Annotated in this window: 16 protein-coding genes; 3 read left to right on the top strand and 13 right to left on the bottom strand. The window is 57.7% G+C overall.

Translation table 11 applies throughout. The features are described from left to right. Nucleotides 1-6: 6 nt before the first annotated feature. From FJD38_RS04485 to FJD38_RS04430, 12 genes are all read right to left on the bottom strand, one after another. Nucleotides 7-1,128, bottom strand: a complete 1,122-nt coding sequence (locus FJD38_RS04485) for a succinylglutamate desuccinylase/aspartoacylase family protein (RefSeq protein WP_146384083.1) — start codon at nt 1,126-1,128, stop codon at nt 7-9. A 9-nt stretch (nt 1,129-1,137) separates the two neighbouring features. Continuing rightward, nucleotides 1,138-1,848 carry an ABC transporter permease gene (locus FJD38_RS04480; RefSeq protein ID WP_146384081.1) on the bottom strand — a complete coding sequence of 237 codons (711 nt, stop codon included), beginning with the start codon at nt 1,846-1,848 and terminating at the stop codon, nt 1,138-1,140. Further along, nucleotides 1,845-2,573 carry an ABC transporter permease gene (locus FJD38_RS04475; RefSeq protein ID WP_122784761.1) on the bottom strand — a complete coding sequence of 243 codons (729 nt, stop codon included), beginning with the start codon at nt 2,571-2,573 and terminating at the stop codon, nt 1,845-1,847. The genes FJD38_RS04480 and FJD38_RS04475 overlap by 4 nt, the downstream gene beginning before the upstream one ends. Before the next feature lie 57 nt (nt 2,574-2,630). Further along, the gene (locus FJD38_RS04470) at nt 2,631-3,413 is read right to left on the bottom strand and encodes an ABC transporter substrate-binding protein (protein ID WP_122784760.1); all 783 of its coding nucleotides are present in this window, start codon (nt 3,411-3,413) and stop codon (nt 2,631-2,633) included. Between the two features lie 196 nt (nt 3,414-3,609). Then, the gene (locus tag FJD38_RS04465) at nt 3,610-5,268 is read right to left on the bottom strand and encodes an ATP-dependent DNA ligase (RefSeq protein WP_146384079.1); all 1,659 of its coding nucleotides are present in this window, start codon (nt 5,266-5,268) and stop codon (nt 3,610-3,612) included. Then, the gene (locus tag FJD38_RS04460) at nt 5,265-6,284 is read right to left on the bottom strand and encodes a ligase-associated DNA damage response exonuclease (protein WP_122784758.1); all 1,020 of its coding nucleotides are present in this window, start codon (nt 6,282-6,284) and stop codon (nt 5,265-5,267) included. Before FJD38_RS04460 ends, FJD38_RS04465 begins: the two co-directional genes overlap by 4 nt. Before the next feature lie 202 nt (nt 6,285-6,486). Further along, nucleotides 6,487-8,949, bottom strand: coding sequence for a penicillin acylase family protein (locus FJD38_RS04455; protein WP_146384077.1), 2,463 nt, complete (start codon nt 8,947-8,949; stop codon nt 6,487-6,489). A gap of 243 nt (nt 8,950-9,192) precedes the next feature. After that, on the bottom strand, nt 9,193-9,834 hold the full coding sequence (locus FJD38_RS04450) for a glutathione binding-like protein (RefSeq protein WP_122784756.1): 642 nt from the start codon (nt 9,832-9,834) through the stop codon (nt 9,193-9,195). A 173-nt stretch (nt 9,835-10,007) separates the two neighbouring features. After that, nucleotides 10,008-10,220: an SEC-C metal-binding domain-containing protein gene (locus FJD38_RS04445; RefSeq protein ID WP_122784755.1), complete on the bottom strand. Its 213-nt coding sequence runs from the start codon at nt 10,218-10,220 to the stop codon at nt 10,008-10,010. A 7-nt stretch (nt 10,221-10,227) separates the two neighbouring features. Next, nucleotides 10,228-10,713, bottom strand: coding sequence for an LEA/WHy family protein (locus FJD38_RS04440; protein ID WP_199750880.1), 486 nt, complete (start codon nt 10,711-10,713; stop codon nt 10,228-10,230). A 29-nt stretch (nt 10,714-10,742) separates the two neighbouring features. Continuing rightward, nucleotides 10,743-11,219, bottom strand: a complete 477-nt coding sequence (locus tag FJD38_RS04435; protein WP_122784753.1) for a YchJ family protein — start codon at nt 11,217-11,219, stop codon at nt 10,743-10,745. 4 nt (nt 11,220-11,223) lie between these two features. Continuing rightward, entirely contained in the window at nt 11,224-11,721 is a 498-nt protein-coding gene (locus FJD38_RS04430) for a DUF6231 family protein (protein WP_122784752.1), read from the bottom strand. Between the two features lie 228 nt (nt 11,722-11,949). Here FJD38_RS04430 and FJD38_RS04425 point away from each other — a divergent pair, with 228 nt between their 5' ends. Both FJD38_RS04425 and FJD38_RS04420 read left to right on the top strand, forming a co-directional pair. Further along, entirely contained in the window at nt 11,950-12,228 is a 279-nt protein-coding gene (locus FJD38_RS04425; RefSeq protein ID WP_122784751.1) for a DUF1145 domain-containing protein, read from the top strand. Next, complete coding sequence (locus tag FJD38_RS04420) at nt 12,221-12,979, top strand: collagen-like protein (protein WP_122784750.1); 759 nt, start codon at nt 12,221-12,223, stop codon at nt 12,977-12,979. Before FJD38_RS04425 ends, FJD38_RS04420 begins: the two co-directional genes overlap by 8 nt. Nucleotides 12,980-13,021: 42 nt before the next feature. On the opposite strand, the gene FJD38_RS04415 is transcribed toward FJD38_RS04420, so the two are convergent. Continuing rightward, on the bottom strand, nt 13,022-13,486 hold the full coding sequence (locus tag FJD38_RS04415; RefSeq protein ID WP_122784749.1) for a CopD family protein: 465 nt from the start codon (nt 13,484-13,486) through the stop codon (nt 13,022-13,024). Nucleotides 13,487-13,584: 98 nt separating this feature from the next. Between FJD38_RS04415 and dinG the strand changes: the two genes are divergently transcribed. After that, nucleotides 13,585-15,729: an ATP-dependent DNA helicase DinG gene (dinG, locus tag FJD38_RS04410; protein ID WP_122784748.1), complete on the top strand. Its 2,145-nt coding sequence runs from the start codon at nt 13,585-13,587 to the stop codon at nt 15,727-15,729. The last annotated feature ends 37 nt before the right edge of the window (nt 15,730-15,766 follow it).

Genomic DNA, 15,766 nt, shown 5'->3' with positions numbered 1-15,766 from the left:
CACACCTCAAGCAGAAAGAAGGTAGCCGCTTCGATAAGCGTCACGGCTGGCCACGTGGGCGATCACCATGCCCGCAGTTGCCATCCGCCTTAACGAGCGGGCGAAGAGCAGGCCGGCGCGGGTGGCATGCACCGGTGTCAGGCGGTCACTGACAGGATCAATGATTTCGGCAATCATCTGGCCGACCTCGATCCAGTCGCCAGGTTTTGCGCTAAAAACCAGTAACCCGCCCACCGGCGTTGCAACAGGCTCTACCCCGGCCAATGGGGTGGCGGGGTAAAGCAGCGGCGGCAAGGGGTTGGCGGCTCCTGAAATCGCGCCAAAGTCGATCAAGTAATCAATCAATGCCTGGCAATCTTGCTCGGCGTAGGCATGGCTGACATCGCCCTGGCCGCGCAGCTCAACGGTGACGGCAAAACAGCCCTGCGGGATGGCATAGCAATGCTCAAAGCGTTGTTGCAATTGCCACCACAGCAAGGGCAGGCATTCGTCAAATGACTGGCCGCCCGAGTCCGTTGCCAGCAGGCTGGCTTGAGCGCCCAGATAGCGCGCCAACGGCTCAACCTGCGGCCAGGCTTGCGGCGTGGTGTAGAGGTGGGCCACGGCCTCAAAGTCGCAGTGCAAATCCACGATCAGATCGGCGTCGCAAGCCAGCGTTTGCAGGGTCAGGCGTTGTGAGTGCAGTTGCGTCGTCGGTGTTTGCGCCGACATGGCCTGACGCAGATGATGGCGAATCAGTTGCAGATTATGCGCAGGGTCTTGGTTTAACTGGCCTTCTAGCTCGTCACCGATTTGCGTGCTGAGGTCGAGGAAGTTCCGATTGAAGTTTTGCCCGCTTTCAAGCTCATAACGCCCCAACGGAATGTCCATCAGCACTTGGTCAAGGCCCACCGGGTTAGCGACGGGCACCAGCACGATTTCACTGCGTAACAGGCCGGCGCTTTCCAGTTCGGCCAGCCGCTGCTTGAGGTGCCAGGCCACCAACATGCCAGGTAGCTCATCGGCATGCAGGGAGGCTTGTATGTAGACCTTGCCCTGTGGAGCGGCAGGGCCGTAGTGGAAGCTGTGGATATGCCGTTCTGTGCCGGGAACAGGTGCCAGCAAGGGATGGGACTGATGTCGCTGCATGTGAAAATCCTAGTGAGCAGGCCCAAGGAAGGCTAACCAGCGGCGTTCTGCCAAACGAAACAAACCGACCAACATAAAGGTAATGCTCAGGTAAATGACGGCTGCGATACCGAATGATTGAAAGGTCAGAAACGTCGCTGAGTTCGCGTCCCGGGCCACCTTCAAAACATCGGGGATGGTTGCGGTAAAGGCCACGGTGGTCGAGTGCAGCATCAAGATCACTTCATTGCTGTAAAACGGCAACGAGCGCCTCAAGGCCGAAGGCATGATCACATAAGCATAAAGTTTCCAGCCGCTCAGGCCGTAGGCTTTGGCCGCTTCGACTTCCCCGTGAGCCATGCTGCGAATGGCCCCGGCAAAAATTTCGGTGGTGTAGGCGCAGGTGTTCAGGGCAAAGGCCAGAATCGTGCAATTCATGGCATCGCGAAAGAACGCATCCAGTTGGGGTTGGGCGCGAACGGCTGCGATGCTGTAAATCCCTGTGTAGCAAATCAGCAGTTGGATATACAGGGGCGTGCCGCGAAACAGGTAGGTGTAGAACTGTACCGGCCAGCGTACCCAGGGGTTGGCGGAGACCCGCGCAATCGATAGCGGGATCGACACCACAAAGCCGATCACCAGGGCGGCACTCAATAGCCACAACGTCATTGCCAGGCCGGTCAGGTGATAGCCGTCGCTGTAGAGAAACGGGCGCCAGTATTCTTGCAGTAGCTCAATCATCGCACCGCCTCCCGCACGCCTGCGCCGTAGTGGCGTTCCAGCCGGCGGATGACGAAGTTGGAGGCACTGGTAATGGCTAGATAGATCAGCGCGGCGATGACCAGAAAATAAAACAGTTGATAGGTGCTTTTGCCTGCATCCTGCGCCGCCTTGACCAGATCGGCCAGGCCAATGATTGACACCAGTGCGGTGGCCTTGAGCATCACCATCCAGTTGTTGCCGATGCCCGGCAGGGCGAAGCGCATCATTTGCGGGAACACCACATAACGAAACCGTTGCCCGCGTTTGAGCCCATAAGCGGTTGCGGCCTCAACCTGACCACGGGGCACAGAGAGGATTGCCCCGCGAAAGGTTTCAGTGAAGTACGCCCCGTAGATAAACCCCAAGGTGATGACCCCGGCACTGAACGGGTTGATTTCGATGTACTCCCATTCCATCGCGTCCGTAAGGCTCGTTAACCAGGTTTGCAGGCTATAGAAAATCAGCAGCATCAGCACCAGGTCGGGAACGCCGCGAATCAGCGTGGTGTAGAGCTGAGCGGGGAGGCGCAGCACTTTAAGGCTGGAGAGTTTGGCGCTGGCGCCCAGCAAGCCGAGCAGAACGCTCACTGCCAGCGACAGTACCGATAACTTGAGGGTCATCCACGTGCCTTCCAGCAACAGCGGGCCAAAGCCCTGAAGGCTGAGAGATGAAAGCCCAAGGTTTTGCAGCAGAGTATCGACCATGACAATCAAACCTGTGGCGTGTCGTAAAGCGCCCACTGGGCAGTGGGCGCCGGGGTTTTACTTGCCGCTGTACAGGTTCAAATCACCGAAGTGTTTTTTCTGGATTTTGCTGTAAGTACCGTCGTCATGTAACGCTTTGATACCTTTGTTCAGCAGGGCTTGTAGCTCTTTGTTACCTTTATTGATACCGATGGCTGTCTTCGAGGGCAGCAGTTCACTGTCTACCGGTTTGCTGACTTCATAACCGGCGCCTTGCGGTGATTTCAAAAAGCCCAACTCGGCTTGCAACATGTCTTGAATCGATGCGTCCAGGCGGCCAGAGATCAGGTCTGCGTACACTTGGTCCTGGTTGGCATAGGCCTGTGTTTTAACCCCGGCTTTGTCCAGAACCGCTTTGGCATAGGCTTCTTGAATGGTGCCTTGCTCATAGCCGACAGTTTTGCCTTTGAGCGATTCGGGGGTTGCGTCCAGGCCCGAGCCTTTTTTGAACACGAGAGAGGTCGGCCCGGAGAACAGCTCATCGGAGAAATCGATGACCTTTTCGCGGGCGGGGGTGACGGTCATGGACGAGATAACGCCATCAAATTTTTTGGCTTTAAGCCCCGGAATCATTCCGTCGAAATCGGATTCGACCCATTTGCACTTCACTTTCAGTTCGGCGCAGATGGCATTGCCCAAGTCGATATCAAAACCCACCAGGCTGCCGTCGGCAGCTTTGGACTCAAAAGGGGCGTAGGAAGGGTCTACACCAAAGCGCAGCTCTTTGTACTCTTTGGCAAACGCGGTGCCCGCAGCCATGCATAAGGTGAGTGCAGAAAGGGCCAGAAAGACTTTTTTCATTATTCATTCCCTAAAACCATTGAGCGCTTATGGCGCGTGAGTACTGTTACTGCAAAGCCACGACAGAGGCGCAGTAGCAATTTCCGATCCAAAGTCGTATTGCCAGTCGGTAAAAGGGCTGAAAAGGGTCAATTAGGGTTGTAAGTGTCCATTTTGGAGCACGAACACGGGGGCGCGCCAAAACAGGGCGAACGCCTCAATTCAATAAGGCACTGAGTGTTTCCAGGCTGTCGGCGTCCTGGATGCCCTTGTCATGCCGCCAACGCAGCATGCGCGGAAAACGCACGGCAATGCCGCTTTTATGGCGTTTTGACAGGGCGATTCCCTCAAAGCCCAATTCAAACACCAGGCTGGGCGTGACGCTGCTGACCGGGCCGAATTTTTCGACCGTGGTTTTGCGCACAATCGCATCCACTTTGCGCATTTCTTCATCGGTCAGCCCGGAATATGCCTTGGCGAACGGGACTAGTTGGCGGTCGGCTTTTTCGGCGGGCCCGTCCCATACGGCAAAGGTGTAATCGCTGTACAGGCTAGCGCGCCGGCCATGGCCGCGCTGAGCGTAAATCAATACTGCATCAACGCTGAACGGGTCGACTTTCCACTTCCACCACACGCCCACCTCCTTCGTGCGCCCAACGCCATAGTGAGCATTGCGCGACTTGAGCATCATGCCCTCAACCCCGAGGCTGCGTGACGCGAGGCGCTGTTGGGCCAGATCCGCCCAGTCTTTGCCCTGCAGGACAGGAGACAGCCGCAAGCACGGGTCGCTGCTGGTGTTGACCACGGACTCCAGTTGCTCCCGGCGTTGGTGTTGGGTGTGTTGGCGCCAGTCGTCGCCTTGCCACTCCAGCAGGTCATAGGCCAGCACGACGACGGGAATATCGTTGAGTATTTTTTTGCTGAGGGTTTTTCGGCCGATCCGTTGTTGCAGCAGGGCGAAGGGCTGGACGGCCGGCGTCTTAGCATCGGCAGAGTCTTTCCAGACAACGATTTCACCGTCCAATACCGTGCCGTCGGGCAAGTCGAGGGCCATGCGCTGTAACTCCGGAAAGCGTTCGCTGATCAGCTCTTCGCCTCTTGACCATATCCATACCTGACCCTCCCGTTTGACGATTTGGGCGCGGATGCCGTCCCACTTCCATTCCACCTGCCAGTCGCTGCATGGTCCCAGTTGTGCGTCGAACTGTTCTGTTGGCAGTTGCAGGGGGTGAGCCAGGAAAAAAGGGTAGGGCTGGCCCCCGCGCAGGGCGTGTTCGTCAGCGGACTCAATGGCGATCAGCTTGAGGTAATCGGCCGCGGTGGGTGTGCGTGAGAGTTCGGTATAACCCACCAAACGCTGAGCCACGCGTTTGCTGTCGACTCCGGCTAATGCAGCAAGGGCGCGGGTGATCAGTAACTTGGAGACGCCCACCCGAAAGTTGCCGGTGATCAGCTTGATGCACACCATCAGGCTTTGTTGATCCAGTTGCGCCCATAACTCCGGTAATCGCTGCGCCAAGTCTGCTGGCGATTGACCGCGCAAGGGCAGCAATTGCTGTTCAACCCACTCGGCCAATCCGGCTTCGCTAGTGTGGCGGTTTTCAGGGAGCAACAGGGACAAGGTTTCAGCCAGGTCCCCGACCGCTTGATAGCTCTCTTCAAACAACCACTCGGGTAAGTTCGCCAATTGCATGCCGATTTCACGTAAAACCCGGCTGGGTACCAATTGCCGTGGCCGCCCACCGGCCAGGAAATACACGGCCCACGCCGCGTCACTGGGTTGAGCCTGGCTGAAGTAGCCTTGCAACGCGGCCAGCTTGGCATTGCTGGACGTTGTGGCATCCAGCTCACTGTATAACTGCGCAAAGGCTTTCATGGGGCAGGCTCCGGTTCTGGCATCGCCTCTTCGTCGTCCCCGTACTCAGTGTTGAAGCCCTGAGCGTTGAGGCCTTTGTCGCTCAGGTAGCGCACCAGCGTTGCCACTGATCCGTGGGTCACCATCACCCGCTCGGCGCCGGTTTGCTCAATCGCCCACAACAAACCCGGCCAGTCAGCATGGTCGGAAAGCACAAAGCCACGGTCTACGCCCCGGCGCCGACGAGGTCCTCGCAGGCGCATCCAGCCGCTGGCAAACGCGTCGCTGTAATCGCCAAACCGGCGCATCCAGGTGCTGCCGCCCGCAGACGGCGGCGCTAGAATCAACGCCTGACGAAGCAGCGGGTCGTTTTTCTTTATGTCGCCGGCATACAGCGTCGGCGGGATGAAAATGCCTGCGTCGCGATAGACGCGGTTCAGCGGCTCGACTGAACCGTGGGCGACGATGGGGCCGAGGGTTGAATCTATCCCGTGCAAGATGCGTTGTGCTTTGCCGAACGCATAACAGAACAGCACGCTGGCTTTGCCCTGTTGCTGATTGGCGCGCCACCAGTGATTAATTTCGGCAAATATCTCGGCTTGAGGCTGCCAGCGGTAAATCGGCAGGCCAAACGTCGACTCCGTGATGAAGGTGTGACAGCGCACGGGTTCGAACGGTGCGCAGGTGCCATCGGGTTCGACTTTGTAATCCCCCGACGCGACCCACACCTCGCCCTCGTACTCAAGCCGAACCTGGGCGGAACCCAACACATGACCGGCTGGATGAAAGCTGAGGGTGACACCCTGATGTTTGAGCGTTTCGCCATACGCCAGGGTTTGCAGGTTAATATCCTGCCCCAGTCGCGCGCGCAGAATTCCAGCGCCGGGTTCTGCGGCCAGATAATGAGAATTGCCCGTACGGGCGTGGTCGCCATGGCCGTGAGTGATCACTGACCGCTCCACGGCACGCCATGGGTCGATGTAGAAATCACCGGGCGGGCAATACAACCCTTCGGGACGAGCGATAACAAGGTCCATAAGCATGCCGGGGCAGAGGGCTTGTTAATTGAGAGCGCAGGGCAGGGCGGGAAGTTCGATCCCGAAGTGCAACGCCTGTAGCCGCTGTCGAGTAATGCGAGGCTGCATTCGACGATGCACCAGATATAAGGGGTTACGACGGCTGCGCCGCCGATCGTAGCCTCGCATTACTCGTCAACTGCTACGGTTTATCCGGGTTGATTCATTTACCCGGCACCAGTGTCAGGCGGGTTTTGCCGTACACCCTGTCGAAATTTTGCGGCTGCATCGGGAAACTGATGTATTGGCCCTTCAGCCACGGATCAATGCCATCCAGGTAGTGCGGGCTGGCCGGGTTGCTGGATTGGCCGGTGCTGTTTTGAGCCATCATCGGTTCAATCTGACCAAAGTCGACGATCATGCGCATCGCCGGTATGAGGGTCGTTTCGAAGGAGTTTGCTCCTACGTTGTAAGCCGCCATATTGAGCGTGGTGTGGTCGCCGCCTGCCGCTATCGGGCCGCGAACAGTCTGACCCGTGGTGTTGCGCCACAGGTAATAATGCAACTTGCCCCACTGCCACGCCTTGTGATCGCTGCCCATCAGGCTATCGCCCGTGTTGATTGCGCCGACAAGGCTGCGGGCCAGTATCGCGGGCTTGTCCTCTTTTTGCGGGGTGCGGGTGTCATCCCAGAACGGGCTGTCTTCGCGGCCCAGCAAGTGATCGGCCTGAGCGGAATACGATTGGCCGCCATTGGCGATAAAGGCGTTCCAGCCCGCGCTGTTTTCAGGGCCCAGTTCATCCTGAAAAATCTGTTGGGTGCTGGTTTGCAAGAACAGCTCGTACAACGCGGCATCGGCTGAGGTGGCGCTGAGTTTGCCGTCAAAGGCCATCAAGCGGGTCAGGGCTTCGTGGGCTTTGCTTTGATCTGCCGCAGGCAAGGCCGCAATGGCCTGCTTCAATGGCTGGGCCATGCCGGGTGCACTGAACATGGCTTTGAGCTTGGCTGCAAACAGGGTGGTCTGGTCGTATTGCATCGCAATCATGCTGCGAGCGTCCTGCTTGCCACTGCCAGCCAATTGCGCAAGACGTTCGCTGCGCTCCGGCGACAGCCACGAATTGGACAACTGCATGCCGTAACCAAATGCCGCCGTGCGTTGGTTGGCCGTGCCCAGCCAGCCCTGAGTCGGATCCTGATCGTAGGGGTGAAGCATCGCGTCGGCGTAACCATTCCAGTCATAGCGGCTGTCCCAGCCCGGCGACGGCAGCAGCCCGATGCCTTCCTGGCGGTTTGGATATAGCCCGGTGACTTGCCAGCCAATATGGCTGGCATCGGCATACAGAAGATTGAGCGCGACAGCGCGGATTTCTCGGCTGGCGTCAGACGCTTTTTCACTGTTCTGGGCGCGGGACAGGTCGAAGAACGCATCCAGGGTTTTATCGCCTTTCACTTCCGGGGTTTGCAGGGCAAGACCCAGGCCGCTATTCAGTGCTGTCGGTGTGCCCAATGCACTGTTGAGCAATGGCCCGTGGCGGGTGACATAAATCGTTTCGCGGACCGGGCGCTGACCCTTGATGAAAAAGGTTTCGGTGCGTGCTTTGGCCGGTAGCCATTTGCCGTTTGCCAGGTAATAAAGCGTGTTGCCCTGGCGTTTGAGTTTTTCCAGAAACACATCCTGGTTATCGCCCATGGCCATGCTCATGCCCCAGGCAACCTTGCCGTTGAACCCGGCAAACAAGGTGGGCAGGCCGGCGATCGTGGCGCCTGCTGCCTGGTATTTAGGCGCGCGGATTTGCACGTAACTCCAGGCTGACGGTACGCCGATGGGCTGGTGAATGTCGTTGGCCAGCAAGCTTTTGCCGCTACGGCTGCGTTGGGGGGCGATGGCCCAGTCACTGGACGCCGTGACGCCGGGCAGGCTCAGTTGTGTGACCTGCTCAAGGGCTTGGTTCACACCGCTCAAACCTTGTAACTGGCGGCCAAGGTCGAGACCTTTGAGTTTGTCGGCTTCGGCTGCAGGCAAGGCTTCACCTGGATAGGTGGGGGTTAGCCAGGCGAGTTTGTCAGTGCCGACTGTTTGCGCGAGTGCGAGCGAATTGAGCTCTTCTTGCAGGTTGGTCGACATGCCGAAGCTCAACAAACTGAAAATCAGCGCACTGTCTTCGGGCTTCCAGTACTCGGCTTTATAGCCGGCCTGAGCCAGATCGGCCGGGAGCTTGTCGCGGTAGCGGAACAGGTAGGCGTTGACTCCGCGCGCGTATACCTCGAAGAACTTTTTGAGGCGCGGGGACGCGCTTCTATACAGTTCATCGGCATTGGCTTTCAGATTGATACTGCGCATCAGGCGGTCGGCGGGCAGTGCATCGCTGCCATTGAGTTCCGCCAATCGGCCTTGAGCCATCAGGCGCAGGCGCACCATTTGGCTGATACGGTCGCTGGCGTGTACGTAACCCAGGGTGAACAAGGCGTCATGGAAACTGCTGCTTTCAATCAGCGGCATGCCTTGGCTGTTGCGCCGAACCGATACGTTTTGTGCCAGCCCTTTAAGTGGCTGTGTGCCAGAGGTGGGAACCAGACTCTCGCCTGCATTATTTTGGCTCTGACAACCGGCCAGACCCAGCAAGGTGCCTATTGCCGCGGCAGCGCCGAACCGGGGTAAAAAACGAAAAAGGGCTGGCGAGGCCATGGCAAAGCTCCTGCGGGGGGTAGTGTCGTCGAAAGGCGCTACGTTAGTGAGGCCGATGACACTGCGCAAGCGCTATCTTGGTGGCTGATTGATAATGCAAAAACCTGTAGCAGCTGGCGAGCAGCGCGAGACTGCGTCCGGCTGCATCGCAGTCGTAAAACCATTCACTTCAGTGTGTCGGCGCATCACAGTGGTCAGGTTTACGATCGCTTCGCGCTGCTCGTCAGCGGCTACAGATGTGGTTTAGTGCGGCGGGTTGATTTTTTCGACCAGCGCATAGGCCCGTACAGTCGCTGGGCGCTCTTGGATGCGCTCAAACCACACTTTCAGGTGCGGGAAGTCGTCAAGGTTCTGACCTTGCCAGGTGTGCGGCACAATCCACGGATAAATGGCCATGTCAGCGATGCTGTACTCGTCTCCCGCTACGAACTGGCGGCCTTCCAATTGCTTGTTCAGCACGCCGTACAGGCGCGTGGTTTCGTCGACGTAACGCTTTATCGCGTAGGGGATTTTTTCGGGGGCGAAGCGATTGAAGTGATGGTTTTGCCCGGCCATCGGGCCAAGGCCACCCATTTGCCAAAACAGCCATTGCAAGGCCATTTGCCGTCCACGCAGGTCTTTAGGCAGGAAGCGCCCGGTTTTCTCTGCGAGATAGAGCAGGATGGCGCCTGATTCAAAGAGGGAGAGGGGGCCGCCGCCATCGGCTGGCGCCTGATCGACAATTGCCGGGATGCGGTTATTCGGGGAAATCTTCAGAAAGTCCGGGGCGAACTGTTCGTTCTTGCCGATATTGATCGGATGAATCGTGTAGGGCAGACCGGCTTCTTCAAGAAATAACGAGACTTTGTGCCCATTGGGGGTGGTCCAGTAATAAAGATCGATCATGAAGAGCTCCAGAAAGGAAGGTTCACGCAGCCTTTGCAATTCACTGCGGGCTCTCTGTTTTACTCCCTATGGCGCATCGGTTGAAGGTGTTTGTGGGAATTTTCATGTTTGCAAAAACACACACGCCGCACATGCCCAAGGCAGGTGCGGCGTGTGCCGGGCGCTTTAAACGATCAGGCGCCGTGGCATTTTTTGAATTTCTTGTTGCTGCCACAAGGGCACGGGTCGTTGCGGCCAACGTCTTTCAGCTCGTTGCGCACAGGTTCTTGAGGCGCATGGCCACAGTGAGGGCCATGTACGTGACCGTTGTCGTGGTCATGGGCATGATCATGGTGATCATGATCGTGGTTGCAGTCTGGGCCATGAACGTGGGGTTGTTGGGTCATTACTGAATCACTCTGGAATAAAATCGGCGGCGATTATCTCGCCTTTACGCATCACGTGCACGTCGTTACCGAAGAACAGGCCTGTTTCAAGTGTGCCTTCGAGACGATAGGGGATGGCTTGCTCGGGTGTTTCAAGCAATTTGACCAAGGTCCGCACATGGGGCCACAGGTTGGTCCGGATCGGCACCACAAACTGGGCGTGGCTGTTGGGCTCCACGCTGAACCACTGGCTGTATTCACCTTCGCTGAGTTTTATCGGCCCCAGGTACACCGCATATCGGATACCGCGCACGGTCAACGTCGAGTCATTGGGGTTATCGACCCTGAAGTGCAACTTGAAGCGTTGTTCCAGCACCTTGGCCTTGACCAGTTCGACGCGAACCAACTGCACTTGTGGGTCTTTGTCACCGGAACCAAACCAGGAGGCACAACCCGAGAGTGTCAGAACCATCATCAACAAGAGGGTTCGAGTTATTCGAGTTCGAGAATCCATTCGCTACTCCTGATCAGGTTTTCACCCGATTACTGGTTGAAAAAGCCGGCGCAACATTTTTTGAATTTGAGTCCGCTGGCACACGGGCAAGCGTCATTGCGTCCGACTTTAAGCGGCACGGTCGGGTCGATGAAATACCAACGACCTGCACATTGCACAAATGAAGAGCGTTCACGATGGCTGTGCTCGCCGTTGGCGTCATGCCACCGTGCAGTAAAGGTCACAAACGCGTGTTCCGGTTGGCCGCCGAACACTTCGCTGTTTTCAACCTCCAGACCCAGCCACGTGCTTTGCGCGCTCCACTGGGAAATGGACTGGCGATCAAGCCCTGCTTGCTGCACGGGCAACGTCGTCCCAACAAGATAGTCAATCAGCCCCAGCACGTAGGCGCTGTAGCGTGACCGCATCAACAGTTCGGCACTGGGAGGCGGATGACCGGCGTGATACTGCCCGCAGCAGGCGTCGAGCGAATTACCGCTGCCGCACGGGCAAATAGAGGTACTCATGGGGTTACCACCAATATTTGCCAAAATTCTCGGGATTGGCCCAAAACCTTGCATTGAGCCAGTCGGGGACTTGCTTGTACTCGCGCAGGTCGTAAGTGAACAGCGTCAGTACCTGTTCATCGCGCTGGAAATGCTCACTGCTTTGTAAGGCCAGGGCGAAAAAGTCAGTTTCTGCCCAGCCACATGCGTTCAGATCCGCCAGCACAGCAATACGGCTGGCGTTAAGGTTGCGAATACCGCCCAACAGTTCCAGTCCTTCGCGTTTGGGCAAATGCTCCAGACAATCGAGCACCAGCGCCAGATCAAAGCGTTGTGCTGCCAGATTTGAGGGCAAAGCACCCGGTCTTGCATGGCAGACAACGGCATCCGGGTGCGCGTTCTTGAACGCGGCCAGCGCCGGGAACTCGCTGGCGCCGACAACCAGCAGGCGTGGGGGCGCATAGCGATCAAGCAATGCCGCCAATGCTTGCTGGGGCGTGCGTGTAGAAAAACCAGACGTCATGGAAAGTCCTCAATCAGAACGACCAAGACTAGCCTGCTCAAGCCTTGCGGCCTAGTGCCTATCGCCAGGTGTGTGCAGAACGGGCGGCGTGTCTTTACTTTCGAGGCGTTTGGCGGCTTCCAAGACCGGAATCAACGGTCAGTGAATAAATTTGTCCGGTTTACTGGCGTCCCCCTCCTGCGAGCCGTTAATGTACGGTCAAAGAAAAACTTATATAGGGCAAGGGGTATGAAGGTGCTTTGGGGGTTGGGGAAAATACTGATGGTGTTGTTTTGGGGGGTGGCGCTCTACAACGTCTTCAAACCGCTGATTAACCCCTTTGATTTACTGATTAATCTGGCGGGCAGCTTATTGTTGCTCACCCATTTGCTTGAAATACTTTTATTCAATCGCAGCCTGCGGGATCGTCCGCATCCTTGGCGTGACCGCCTGTACATCCTGTTATTGGGCGTTCTTCACGTACAGACTTTTCGTCCTTCGACCGAGCGAGACCCCAGCCATGCGTAAGTTATGCCTGTTGGCTGCCCTGTGCAGCCCTTTTGCCCATGCTGAAGTTGTCAGGGTTGAACCCAATACCTTCATGCGCTTGCCTGCCACTACGGGCGTGCTGCAGCTGGAAAAACTCGATGTGGCTGAATACGGCACGTTGCTGATCCCGGCGGGTGTGACCCAGGTCAGCATCGACCAATTGCATCTGGGGCGAGAGGCGCGCATCACCATCGTGCCGGCCGACACTGCCATTGAATTGCGCGTGGCTCAGGCTGAACTGGAAGAGGGCAGCCAGATCAACGCCCGTGGCGCTGCTGGCAATTATGAAAAACCAGCCCGCCCGGCCCGTGATCTGAATGTTCGGATTGAATCGTTGCAAGCGCCCAAGCTGATTATTGATGCGCGTGGCGGCAAGGGTGCGCCCGGTTATGCGGGGCTTGATGGTGGCAACGGCTCGGAGCCGGGTTGCACTTGGGGTTCTGCGGGCAAAGGTCATAACGGAGACAATGGCGGTGATGGGCAGGCAGGTGCTGCGGGTGCCCACGTGCGTCTCGAATTGCCCCGCGACTACCCGGATGACTGGGTCAGCGTTCGGGTTGACGGCGGGGCGGGCGGTAACCCGGGCGAAGCCGGTCGGCCTGGTGCGGGGGGTAAATCAAAAGGCTGCGTGGTTTACCGCACCGATGGCGCCAAACCGGGACGTCCAGGCTTGGCCGGTCAGCCGGGCGAAGTAGGCAGTGCGGGTGCGGTAACAATCAATCGGTTGTAGATGAAACTCCAGCTGCAAGCGGCAAGCTTGCAGCTGTATTTCTCAAAACATCGGGCGTGCGGCCGCAATGGCTACCAGCACCACTCCCACTATCAAGTTACACCCCACCAAGCGCCGAATCTTGCCCATCACCGCCGCACCGGCCGCCCACTCCTGAGCCTCTACTGCCCGGCGTAACTCCGGCACCTGCAATGACTGAACCCGAATAAACAACGCTACCATCACAATGTACAAACCCATCATCACCTGTACATAGCGTGGCGCGGTTTCAAAACCGCTAAACCGCATCTGTAACAGCCCCACACCGCTTATCGGCAAAATGACCACTGCCACCCACACCCACACAAAAAAACGCTGAAACACTTCTGCCCACAGCTTCAACCGTGCAGGCCCCTCAAGGGCCGCCACAGCAGCAGGGCGCAGGATCATCCAGGCGAAAAACATGCCGCCCACCCATAGCATGGCGGCCAATAAATGAAGGCTGTAGGCGAGGGCAAAGGCTGTCATTGGGGTACTCCGTTCGGCGCAGGATGAATTAGCGGGGTATGATAGCGGCCATTCGAACCACTGAAAATTTATCCAGCGTTTCTTGCGCCCGAAGAACCATGATTAGTACCGAACTCAAATCCCAGATCCAGGGCGCATACTCGCGTTTTCTCGAAGCCAAGAGCCTCAAGCCGCGCTATGGCCAGCGTTTGATGATCGCCGAAGTGGCCAAAGTGCTGGGCGACATCGACACCGATGATGAAGGCCACCGCAGTGGTGACCCGGCCGTGGTTGCAGTAGAGGCCGGCACCGGCACGGGTAAAACCGTTGCTTATAGTCTGGCGGCCATTCCCACGGCCAAAGCAGCGGGCAAGCGTCTCGTGATCGCCACGGCGACTGTCGCGCTGCAAGAGCAAATTGTCTACAAAGACCTCCCCGACTTGATGCGTAACAGCGGGCTGAATTTCAGCTTCGCGCTGGCCAAGGGGCGCGGGCGCTATATGTGCCTGTCCAAACTCGACATGCTGCTGCAAGAAGGTCACGCACAGACCGCAACGGCGCAGTTGTTTGAAGAAGAAGGCTTCAAGATTGAAGTCGATGAAGCCAGTCAAAAGCTGTTTACCAGCATGATCGAAAAGCTCGCCGGCAATAAGTGGGATGGCGACCGTGACAGCTGGCCCCAAGCCCTGGAAGACCAGGACTGGGCGCGCCTGACCACTGATCACAGTCAGTGCACCAACCGTCATTGCCCCAACTTCGGCCAGTGCGCCTTTTACAAGGCGCGCGAAGGCATGAGCAAGGTGGATGTGATCGTCACCAACCACGACATGGTGCTGGCCGATTTGGCGCTGGGCGGCGGCGCAGTGCTGCCCGACCCACGGGACACGCTGTATGTGTTCGATGAAGGGCATCACTTGCCCGACAAGGCCATCGGTCATTTCGCGCATTACACCCGTTTGCGCTCAACGGCCGACTGGTTGGAGCAAACCGCCAAAAACCTGACCAAACTGCTGGCTCAACACCCGTTGCCGGGTGATTTGGGGCGTTTGCTTGAGCAGGTGCCGGAGCTGGCGAAAGAGATCAAGGGCCAGCAACAGTTCATGTTTAGCGCCTGCGAGCAAATCGCCGACTTCAAGACTGGTGACGAGCCCGAGGGGCGTGAGCGTCCGCGCCACCGTTTCGTTGGGGGGCTAATTCCTGATCACTTGCGTGAAATGGGCATCGAACTTAAAAAAGGCTTTTCGCGCCTTACCGATCTGTTCACTCGTCTGACCGAGATTCTCAAGGACGGCATGGATGGTGAGGTCAATATTGGTATCACCAGCAATCAGGCCGAAGAGTGGTACCCGCTGTTCGGCAGTCTGTTGTCCCGTGCTCAGGGTAATTGGGAACTGTGGACGGCTTTCACCACCGAAGATCCTGAAGACAGCCCTCCCATGGCACGCTGGCTAACGCTGGCCGAGAGCGGCTCGCTGTTTGATATCGAGGTGAATGCCAGCCCGATTCTTGCCGCCGAAATGCTTCGCCGCAACCTGTGGAACGTCGCCTACGGCGCGCTGGTGACGTCGGCGACATTGACTGCGCTGGGCACATTTGACCGTTTTCGCATGCGCGCCGGGCTGCCCAAAGCCGCGGTCACGGCGGTGGTGCCAAGCCCGTTTCATCATGCAGATGCCGGAGTCTTGCGCGTACCTGACCTCAAAGCCGACCCGCGCGATGCCGTGGCACATACGGCGGCAATCATTCGTGACTTGCCCGGCCTGGTTGAGGGCTCGCGGGGCACGCTGGTGCTGTTCTCCTCGCGCAAACAAATGCAGGACGTCTTCGACGGCCTGGAGCGCGACTGGCGCAAACAAGTGTTCATTCAAGGCAACCTGTCAAAACAGGAAACCCTTAACAAGCACAAGGCGCGAGTGGACGGCGGCGATTCCAGCGTGTTGTTCGGGCTGGCCAGTTTTGCCGAAGGGGTGGATTTGCCCGGCGCGTACTGCGAACACGTGGTCATCGCCAAAATTCCGTTCTCGGTGCCTGATGACCCCGTCGAAGCCGCTTTGGCTGAGTGGATCGAAGCCCGGGGCGGTAACCCGTTCATGGAAATTTCGGTGCCTGATGCCTCGCTCAAACTGGTACAGGCGTGTGGTCGTTTACTGCGTACTGAGCAGGACCGCGGCACTATCACCTTGCTGGATCGTCGGCTGGTGACTCAGCGCTATGGCAAAGCAATCCTCAATGCCCTGCCGCCTTTTCGTCGTGAAATTTCATAAGTGCAGGCCGGCTCAATGGCCGGCTTTGCTGTCGTCT

The sequence above is a fragment of the Pseudomonas saxonica genome, assembly GCF_007858365.1.
GTDB classification, from domain to species: Bacteria; Pseudomonadota; Gammaproteobacteria; order Pseudomonadales; family Pseudomonadaceae; genus Aquipseudomonas; species Aquipseudomonas saxonica.
This window is presented reverse-complemented; position numbering and strand designations above follow the sequence as displayed.